General features: G+C 71.0%; 8 protein-coding genes and 1 pseudogene. 4 read left to right on the top strand and 5 right to left on the bottom strand.

The genetic code is table 11. The features are described from left to right. From AB0B41_RS38025 to AB0B41_RS38035, 3 genes are all read right to left on the bottom strand, one after another. Positions 1 to 679 (bottom strand): MFS transporter (locus tag AB0B41_RS38025; RefSeq protein WP_358211882.1); only part of this gene is annotated, 679 nt, incomplete at its 3' end. Between the two features lie 28 nt (positions 680 to 707). Next, positions 708 to 1,973, bottom strand: coding sequence for an FAD-dependent monooxygenase (locus tag AB0B41_RS38030; RefSeq protein WP_358211883.1), 1,266 nt, complete (start codon positions 1,971 to 1,973; stop codon positions 708 to 710). A 230-nt stretch (positions 1,974 to 2,203) separates the two neighbouring features. Beyond that, a complete protein-coding gene (locus AB0B41_RS38035; protein WP_358211884.1) occupies positions 2,204 to 2,692 on the bottom strand; it encodes a MarR family transcriptional regulator in 489 nt (162 codons plus the stop codon). A gap of 265 nt (positions 2,693 to 2,957) precedes the next feature. Here AB0B41_RS38035 and AB0B41_RS38040 point away from each other — a divergent pair. Then, a pseudogene (locus tag AB0B41_RS38040) lies at positions 2,958 to 3,614 on the top strand (MFS transporter); the annotation flags it as partial. A gap of 118 nt (positions 3,615 to 3,732) precedes the next feature. Then, positions 3,733 to 4,125 (top strand): hypothetical protein, encoded by a 393-nt coding sequence (locus tag AB0B41_RS38045; RefSeq protein WP_358211900.1) that lies wholly within the window; start codon positions 3,733 to 3,735, stop codon positions 4,123 to 4,125. A 13-nt stretch (positions 4,126 to 4,138) separates the two neighbouring features. Here the strand turns inward: AB0B41_RS38045 and AB0B41_RS38050 are convergent, their stop codons facing one another. After that, entirely contained in the window at positions 4,139 to 4,477 is a 339-nt protein-coding gene (locus AB0B41_RS38050; RefSeq protein ID WP_358211885.1) for a P-II family nitrogen regulator, read from the bottom strand. Further along, a complete protein-coding gene (locus AB0B41_RS38055; protein ID WP_358211886.1) occupies positions 4,474 to 5,844 on the bottom strand; it encodes an ammonium transporter in 1,371 nt (456 codons plus the stop codon). Before AB0B41_RS38055 ends, AB0B41_RS38050 begins: the two co-directional genes overlap by 4 nt. A gap of 370 nt (positions 5,845 to 6,214) precedes the next feature. Between AB0B41_RS38055 and boxC the strand changes: the two genes are divergently transcribed. Beyond that, a complete protein-coding gene (boxC, locus tag AB0B41_RS38060) occupies positions 6,215 to 7,909 on the top strand; it encodes a 2,3-epoxybenzoyl-CoA dihydrolase (protein WP_358211887.1) in 1,695 nt (564 codons plus the stop codon). Positions 7,910 to 7,913: 4 nt separating this feature from the next. Further along, positions 7,914 to 9,326: a benzoyl-CoA 2,3-epoxidase subunit BoxB gene (gene boxB, locus AB0B41_RS38065; RefSeq protein WP_358211888.1), complete on the top strand. Its 1,413-nt coding sequence runs from the start codon at positions 7,914 to 7,916 to the stop codon at positions 9,324 to 9,326. The last annotated feature ends 112 nt before the right edge of the window (positions 9,327 to 9,438 follow it).

Consider the following 9,438-nt stretch of genomic DNA (forward strand, 5'->3'; position numbering starts at 1 on the left):
CGGGCGTGGCGCCGGTGCGCCGCACCATGTCGTCGATCACGGCGCGGGCCTCGGCCTCGCGGCCGGTCCGGGCCAGGTAGAGCGGCGACTCCGGCACGCCGCGGCGCACCCAGAACAGCAGGATCGCGGGCAGCACCATCAGCGCGAGCATCCAGCGCCAGTTGCCGCCGACCGGCACGAGGAACGTGGCCGTGACGCCGGCCAGCGTGGTCCCGATCGGCCACCAGCCGTCCATCGCGGCCAGCACGCGGCCGCGCTGCTTCTTCGGGGAGAACTCGCTGACGATCGCGTAGTCCACGGGGATGCAGCCGCCCAGCCCGACGCCGGCCAGGAAGCGCAGCACCAGGAAGACCTCCCAGCTCGGCGACAGCGCGCCGAGCACGGAGAACAGCGCGAAGATCATCAGGGTGATCGAGAAGGCCTTCTTGCGGCCCATCCGGTCGGCGATCGTGCCCCAGGCGATGGCGCCGACCGCCATGCCGATCAGGTTGGCCGTCGCGACGAGGCCGCGCTGGCCGGTGGAGAGCCCGAACTCGGTGCCGAGCAGCGGGGTGAGGAAGCCGTTCAGGGAGACGTCCCAGGCGTCGAACATGTACCCGAGACCGCCGATGACGAAGATCCTGCCCTGCACCCCCCACTTCCACGGGAGATCCTGGACGACCTGGTCGCCTGTACGCATGGTGTGCTCCGGTTCCGGTGGGGTGCGGTCAGCGGGCGAACGGGTAGGAGTGGGACTCGGTGTCGGGGTCGTTCAGCGGCGAACCACCCCAGAGCCAGTCGTACGAGACGTCCGACTCGCCCCGGAAGTCGGCCAGCTGCGCGTCGCGTTCGCGCTGCTCCGGGCCGTCGGGCAGGTGGTAGAAGCGCATGTTCTCCAGGGAGGCGTCCTGGACCATGCCCGCGTGCGTGGCCCGGCGGTTGACGTAGCGGACCAGCGCCGCGTCGATGCCGTCGCGGGTCACGGCCCCGAGCTCCTCGGCCAGGACGGCGGCGTCCTCCATGGCCTGCGAGGCGCCCTGGGCCTGGTAGGGGAGCATGGCGTGGCAGGCGTCGCCGAGCAGGGCGACCCGGCCGTCGACCCACACCGGGTCGCGCCGGCGGCGGAACAGCGCCCACTTCGACGCGTCCCCCTCGGCCTTGGAGAGCATGGCCGCCACCCGGTCGTCCCAGCCGGGGAAGGCGTCGACGAGCTCGTCCGCCGTCGCCGGGAGCGTCCAGGCGTCGGTGGTGTCGAGCGTGTTCGGGACGACCGCGACCACGTTGAGGTGTTCCCCGCCGCGGACGAAGTAGTGCACGAGGTGCCGCTCGGGCCCGTACCAGATCGTGGAGTGGAAGCGGTCGAGCAGGAAGCGGGTCGCGGGGTCGGCCGCGATCTTGTCGCCAGGGATGAGCGCGCGGTAGCACATCTCCCCGGAGAAGACGAGCGTGTCGCCGAAGCCGGCGGCGTCGCGGACCCGCGAGCGGATGCCGTCCGCGCCGACCAGGACGTCGCCGGCGAAGCGCCGGCCGTCCGCCGTGACGGCGACGGGCCGGGTCGGGTCCGAGCGGTCCACCTCCGCGACGCCCGAGTCGGTGTGGACCTCGGTCACCGGGCCCGGGCCCTCGGGGTCGAGGCAGGCGTCGAGCAGGATCCGGTGCAGGTCGGCGCGGTGGTAGTGCCAGTACGGGGCGCCGTACTCGCGCACCACCCGCTCGCCCAGCGGCAGCGAGGCGATGATGCTGCCGTCCTGCCAGCGCCGGCGCACCTGGTCGGTGGGCGCGGTGCGGATGGCCTGCATCTTCTTCCGCAGGCCCAGCCCGAACAGGATGCGGCTGGCGTTGGGCGCGGTCTGGATGCCCGCCCCCACCTCGCCGAGCTGGGCCGCCTGCTCGAGGACGACCGTGTGCAGCCCCCGCCGACGCAGCGCGAGCGCGGTGGTGAGACCACCGAGCCCGCCGCCGACGACGGTGACCGTGAACGACTGGCTGGCCACGTGCCCTCCCGGGTGAGATCCATTCTGGACGGTGCGCCGTCCCCGCCGGTGCCGCCGTGATCCGGCAGCTCAGGGCGATGCTGTGTGCCGCCCGGCAGAGATAATCCGAACACTGACGATCCCGGAGCGCAAGGGGTCACGCAAGCTGTAACGCGTCAGAAACCGAGAAATACGGCCTCGCAACACCCCGCGGGTCGCGCTGTGGGCTCCCGCGAGGCGCGCCCTCCGGGTCAGTCGTCGACCAGGGACTCCCAGTGCTCGGCGATGCCGTTGAGCCGGGTGAGCAGCGCGGTCTCCTCGGCGCGCTCGATCCCGCGCATCAGCAGCTTGTCGAGCGCCCGGGCCTTGTCGTAGGCCTGCTGCAGGGTGGTCGAGCCCGTCTCGGTGAGGTGCAGCAGCCGCTTGCGCCCGTCCTCGGGCGGCGTGACCCGCGTGATCAGCCCGCGGTCCTCGAGCCGGCGCACGATGCTCGCCATGGTGGACCGGTCGAGCGCGACGGCGCGGGCCAGCGATCCCTGCTCGACGCCGGGATAGGCGTCGACCGCGGTCAGGACCGCGAACTGCGGGCCCGTCAGCAGCGGGTCCACGTAGCGCTGCCAGGCGGCGGTGTAGGCGTGGTGCAACCGCCGGGCGACGTACCCGGGCGCGGCGAGGAGGGCCTCCGGAGCCGGGAGCTGTTCCGGGCCGGCCTGTGCGCGCTCGTCACCCACGACGTCCATTCGACCACGTGCCGTGCGGCGACCGCCGACCACCCCGAACGGGCTCGTCCGCCCTTTCGGGGAGTCACGGCGGGATGCGGGAGAAAAGGGACTCCGCTCGGGCGACACCACTTTCCCGCGCGTAGCGTCCGCGCCGGGCCCGGGGTGCGGTGGAAAGGGACGGCATCGGCCGGGATCGAAACACACTCCGCTCACGGCGGACCAGCGCAATTCCTTCGTCGCCGCCCTGCTGGGCTGGACGGTGGACGCGTTCGACTACTTCATTGTGGTCCTCGTCTACGCGGACATCGCCAAGGAGTTCCACGTCTCGCTGACGACGATGGCCTTCCTGACGACGGCGACGCTGATCATGCGGCCCGTCGGCGCGATCATCTTCGGACTCTGGGCGGACCGCCGGGGGCGGCGCATCCCGCTGCTGGTCGACGTCAGCTTCTACTCCGTCGTCGGTTTCCTGTGCGCCTTCTCGCCGAACTTCACCGTGCTGCTGGTCCTGCGCCTGCTGTACGGCATCGGAATGGGCGGCGAGCGGGGGCTCGGCGCGGCCCTGGCCATGGAGAAGATCCCCGCGAACCGGCGCGGCTTCTTCTCGGGCGTGCTCCAGCACGGCTACTCGCTGGGCTACCTGCTGGCCTCGCTCGTCGTGCTCTCGTGGTGGGACCTGGGCCGGCGCTGGCTCTTCGCGCTGTCGGTGCTCCCGGCCCTGCTCAGCCTGCTGATCCGCACCCGGGTCAAGGAGTCCGAGGTCTGGGAGGAGACGCGGGAGCGGATGCGGGTCACGCAGTCGTCGCTGCGCGACGTGTTCCTCAATCCGGCGGTGCTGCGCCGCTTCGTCTACCTGATCCTGCTGACGACCGCCTTCAACTGGATGAGCCACGGCACGCAGGACCTCTACCCGACGTTCCTGAAGGCCCACGACGACGGCGGCGCCGCGCTGTCGGAGACCACCGCCACGTGGATCGCCGTGCTCTACACCGTCGGGGCCACGATCCGGTGGCGTCGTCTTCGGGTCGCTCCCCGAGCGTTTCGGCCGCCGGTACACGATCGTCTTCTGCGCGGTCCTCGGCCTCCCGATCGCCCCGCTCTTCGCGCTGTCGCCGACTGCGGGCTGGCTCGCGCTCGGTGCCTTCCTCATGCAGGTCGCGGTGCAGGGCGCCCGGGGCGTGATCCCGGCGCACCTGACCGAGATGTCGCCGGACACCATCCGCGGCTTCTACCCGGGCGTCACCTACCAGCTCGGGAACCGCCTCGCGGCCTTCAACCTGCCCATCCGGCAGGCTCTCGCCGCCTCGCACGGCTACCCGTTCGCGCTGCTCTGGACGATCGTGCCCGTCCTCGTCGCCGTCGCCCTCCTGACGCTGCTCGGCAGGGAGGCCAAGGGGATCGAGTTCGTCGGGCGGCTCGGCACGGCCCGCACGGAGGCCACCGCCCGCTGAACGAGCCGGGCGCTCAGACTGCGTCCTCGCCCCGCTCCCCGGTGCGCACCCGGACGACGTGCTCGACGGGGGTCACCCAGACCTTGCCGTCGCCGATCCGGCCGGTCCGCGCGGCCCCGGCGACGGCGTCGAACACCTTCTCGGCGAGGCCGTCGCCGCAGACGACCTCGATCTTCAGTTTCGGGATGAGGTCGACGTCGTACTCCGCGCCGCGGTAGATCTCGGTGTGTCCCTTCTGCCGGCCGTAGCCCTTGACCTCGGTGATCGTCATGCCGAGGATCGCCAGCTGCTCCAGCGCGTCGCGGACCGGGCCGAGCGTGAAGGGCTGGACGACGGCGGTCACCAGCTTCACGAGGAGCTCTCGACCCGGGTCGCGGTGTCGCCGGCCGCGGCGTGCATGCCGTTCGGTCCCCGGCCGCCCGTCAGGGCGGAGTAGTCGTAGCCGGTCTCGGCGTGTTCGGCCTCGTCGACGCCGGTCGCCTCGGACTCCTCGTCGACCCGGAAGCCGAGGATGGCCTTGATGACCAGCCCGAGGACCGTCGCGACGACGAACGAGTAGAGCAGCACGGCGCCCGCCGCGAGCGCCTGCCGACCGAGCTGGAGGAACCCGCCGCCGTAGAACAGACCGTTCTCGCCGAGGGCGGCCGCGTTGACGTCGTTGTCGCCGAAGAAGCCGATCAGCAGGGTGCCGACCAGCCCACCGACGAGGTGGACGCCGACGACGTCGAGCGAGTCGTCGAAGCCGAACCGGAACTTCAGGCCGACGGCCAGGGCACACAGCGCACCCGCGATCAGCCCGATCGCCAGCGCCCCCATCGGCGCGACGTATCCGCAGGCCGGGGTGATGGCGACCAGGCCGGCGACGGCGCCGGACGCGGCGCCCAGGGTCGTCGGCCTGCCGTCGCGGATCTGCTCGACGAGCAGCCAGCCCAGCACCGCGGTGCAGGTGGCGAGGGTGGTGTTCGTGAACGCGACGCCGGCCAGGTCGCTCGCGCCGAGCGCCGAGCCCGCGTTGAACCCGTACCAGCCGAACCAGAGCAGGCTCGCGCCGAGCAGCACGAACGGCAGGCTGTGCGGCCGCATGCGCTCGCGCGGCCAGCCCTTGCGCCGCCCGAGCACGATCGCGAGCGCCAGCCCGGCCGCGCCGGCGTTGATGTGGACGGCGGTGCCGCCGGCGAAGTCCTCGGCCTTGAGGGTGTTGGCGATCCAGCCGCCGACGTTGTCCGGACCGGTGAACCCGTCGAACGCGAACACCCAGTGCGCCACCGGGAAGTAGCAGAGCGTGGCCCAGCCGGCGACGAAGAGCGTCCACGACCAGAACTTCGCGCGGTCCGCGATCGCGCCGGAGACGAGCGCCGGGGTGATGACCGCGAACATCAGCTGGAACATCACGAAGGACAGGGCCGGCAGGGCGTCGGTCCCGGGCCACGGCGCGGTGGCCGAGGCGACGCCGACGAGGTGTCCGATCGTGTTCGCCAGACCCGCGAACTCGCCGTCGCCGACGAGGCCGCCGAACTTGTCGTTCCCGAAGGCCCAGCTGTAGCCGAACAAGGCCCACAGCACCCCGACCACGGCGAGGCAGATGAAGTTCATCATCAGCATGTTGAGCACGCTCTTGCTGCGCACCATGCCGCCGTAGAAGAAGGCCAGGCCCGGTGTCATCAGCATGACGAGTGCCGCGCTCGCGAGCACCCAGGCGGTGTCCCCGGTGTTGATCACTCCTGCCTCCGCTCCCCGTCGACCGGTCGGAGCGGGAATGCTTCGCGGGCTCTGTTTCCGGCGGCACTCCGCGGCGGTTTCCGGGCGATGAACGCCCCTCACGAAAGGTGTTCCGGGGACGAATCACGCTCCGGCATCGGGACGATATCGGAAGAACCACGCGAACCGGGGCGCGTCCGATTTCGAGAATAGTCGATCTCCTTCGCCGGAGGCGCCGGAGGTGCCGCCCGCCACGCCCGGGCCGCGCGAGGCCTCCGCGGCGATCGACGTTCCACAGATCGTTGACGCGCAGTCTCTGTGTTGTAGAGTGTCGGATGCCACCGCACGAGGTATCCCTTCCCGACCTGGCAGCGACGACAGGAGGCCCGGAGTGAGCGACCCGTCCGGCGAGGAGCAGGTACCCGAGGTCTCCTTCGCCACGTCGCCCGACGCGTACCGGCACTGGCGGCTCGAGGTCGACGGCGAGGTGGCCACGCTGACCCTCGACGTCGACGAGACGGCGGGCATCGTGCCGGGCTACGAGCTGAAGATGAACTCGTACGACCTGGGCGTGGACATCGAGCTCTACGACGCCACCCAGCGGCTGCGGTTCGAGCACCCCGGCGTGCGCGCCGTGGTCGTGACCAGCGCGAAGGACAAGAACTTCTGCGCGGGCGCCAACATCCGGATGCTGGCGCAGAGCTCGCACCCGTGGAAGGTGAACTTCTGCAAGTTCACCAACGAGACCCGCAACGGCATCGAGGACGCAGGAGAGAACTCCGGCCAGACCTGGCTCGCCGCGGTCAACGGCACCGCGGCCGGCGGCGGCTACGAGCTCGCCCTGGCCTGCGAGAAGATCCTGCTGATCGACGACAACTCCTCCGCCGTCTCGCTGCCCGAGGTCCCGCTGCTGGGCGTGCTGCCGGGCACGGGCGGGCTGACCCGGGTCACGGACAAGCGCAAGGTGCGCAAGGACCGGGCGGACGTGTTCGCCACCCGCGCCGAGGGCATTCGGGGCAAGCAGGCCGTGGAGTGGAAGCTCGTCGACGAGACGATCCCGAAGCGGGTGTGGGCCGAGACGGTGGCCGAACGGGCCCGGGAGGCCGCCGCCGCGTCGTCCCGCCCGGCGGACGCGCAGGGCGTCGCGCTGCCCCCGCTCGAGCCCGAGGTGACGGCGGACCGGATCGCGTACCGGCACGTCAAGGCCGAGTTCGACCGCGCCCGCGGCCTCGTGGAGATCACCGTGTCCGGGCCGGACGGCGGGGTGCCGGAGTCCCTGGGGCGGGTGCACGAGCTGGGCGAGGCGTTCTGGCCGCTGGCCATGACCCGCGAGCTCGACGACCTGATCCTGCGGCTGCGCGCCAACGAGCTCGAGCTGGGCACGTGGCTGATCCGTACGCGCGGCGAGGTCGAGGACGCATTGGCCTTCGAGCGGCTCATCGCCGAGCACTCGAAGGACGACTGGCTGGTCAACGAGATCCGGCACTACTTCAAGCGGGTGCTCAAGCGGCTCGACGTGACCTCGCGGTCGCTGATCGCGCTGATCGAGCCCGGCTCCTGTTTCGCCGGCGCGCTGCTGGAGCTGGCGCTGGCCTGCGACCGGCAGTACATGCTCGACGGCACCCTGGACGAGGACGACTCCGAGCAGGGCGACGAGGCCCAGATCATGCTGTCGGCCGGCAACTTCGGGTCGTTCCCCATGGGCAACGGCCTGTCCCGGCTCGCCAGCAGGTTCTGGGGCGACGACGACCACGTCGCCAAGCTGCGCCAGGAGACCGGCCGGCGGATCGAGGCCCGCGAGGCCCTCGAGCTGGGCCTGGTCACCGACGCGCCGGACGACATCGACTGGGACGACGAGATCCGGATCATGCTGGAGGAGCGGGCGTCGCTGTCCCCGGACGCGCTGACCGGCATGGAGGCCAACCACCGGTTCGTCGGCCCGGAGACGATGGAGACGCGCATCTTCGGGCGGCTGACCGCCTGGCAGAACTGGATCTTTGTGCGGCCCAACGCCTCCGGTCCGGAGGGGGCGCTGCGCCGCTACGGCACGGGACGCAAGGCCGACTTCGATCGCAAGCGGGTGTGAGCACATGAGCATCGACTACTCCGAGAAGATCCCCAACAACGTCGACCTCGCGAGCGACCGCAAGCTGCAGCGTGCGCTGGAGTCGTGGCAGCCCAACTTCCTCAACTGGTGGAAGACGATGGGCCCGGCGGTCCCGACGCAGGACGTCTACCTGCGCACGGCGGTCGACGTCGGCAAGGAGGGCTGGGCGCAGTTCGGGCACGTCGCGATGGAGGAGTACCGGTGGGGCGTGTTCCTCGCCGAGCGCGGCGACGACCGGCGGATCGCCTTCGGCGAGCAGAAGGGCGAGCCGGTCTGGCAGCAGGTGCCGGGTGAGTACCGCGCCGACCTGCAGCGGCTGATCGTGATCCAGGGTGACACCGAGCCGGCCTCGGTGGAGCAGCAGCGCCGGCTGGGGGAGACCGCTCCGTCGCTCTACGACCTGCGCAACCTCTTCCAGGTCAACGTGGAGGAGGGCCGGCACCTCTGGGCGATGGTGTACCTGCTGCACGCCTACTTCGGCCGCAACGGCCGCGAGGAGGCCGAGGCGCTGCTGCAGCGCAACTCGGGCGACGTCGACAGCCCGCGCATCCTCGGGGCGTTCAACGAGGAGACGCCGGACTGGCTGTCGTTCTACATGTTCACGTACTTCACCGACCGGGACGGCAAGTACCAGCTCGGCACGCTGAAGGAGTCCGCCTTCGACCCGCTCTCGCGCACCTGCGAGTTCATGTTGAAGGAGGAGGCGCACCACATGTTCGTGGGCACCACCGGCATCGACCGGGTGGTCACGCGGACCTGCGAGCTGATGCACGAGCACGACACCGAGGACGTCGCCCCGCACGGCGGCATCCCGCTGGACGTGATCCAGAAGTACATCAACTTCCACTACTCGGTGTCGCTGGACCTGTTCGGCTCCGAGCAGTCCACGAACGCGGCCAACTACTTCACCGCCGGGCTCAAGGGCCGCTGGCAGGAGGAGCGCCGCAAGGACGACCACCGGCTCACCGAGGACGCGTTCACCATCGACACCGTCAAGGACGGGCGGATGACCACCGACGAGGTGTCCGCGCTGCTCGCGCTCAACCTCGACCTGCGCAACGAGTACGTCAAGGACTGCCAGTCCGGCCTCAAGCGCTGGAACCGCATCCTGGGCAAGAACGGCTTCGACGAGTCGCTGTACCTGCCGCACGTCGGGTTCAACCGGCACGTCGGGCTGTTCTCCGAGCACCACGTCACGCCCTCGGGCGAGGTCGTCGGCGAGGACGCGTGGAAGGCCAAGGAGGACTCCTGGCTGCCCAGCGCCGGCGACAAGGCGCACGTGCAGAACCTGATGCGCCCGGTCTACGAGCCCGGCAAGATCGCCGGCTGGATCGCCCCGCCGACCAACGGCATCAACGGCCAGCCCTTCGACTACGAGTACGTCCACTTCGCGTGACCCGTGAGTGGCGACTGCCCCTAGAGGGGGCGGGGGCCCACCACCACCCGGGCCGCCCCGGCCCCTGCGCCTACGCCCGGGCCCCCCGGCCTGTACCCCGGGGGGCCCCCGG

It is taken from the genome of Pseudonocardia sp. NPDC049154 (genome assembly GCF_040648315.1).
Taxonomy (GTDB): Bacteria; Actinomycetota; Actinomycetes; order Mycobacteriales; family Pseudonocardiaceae; genus Pseudonocardia.

What these genes read in the sequence shown, in the direction of transcription:
- AB0B41_RS38035 (WP_358211884.1), bottom strand. Translation starts at nt 2,692, where the DNA reads ATGGACGTCGTGGGTGACGAGCGCGCACAGGCCGGCCCGGAACAGCTC.
- boxB (WP_358211888.1), top strand. Translation starts at nt 7,914, where the DNA reads ATGAGCATCGACTACTCCGAGAAGATCCCCAACAACGTCGACCTCGCG.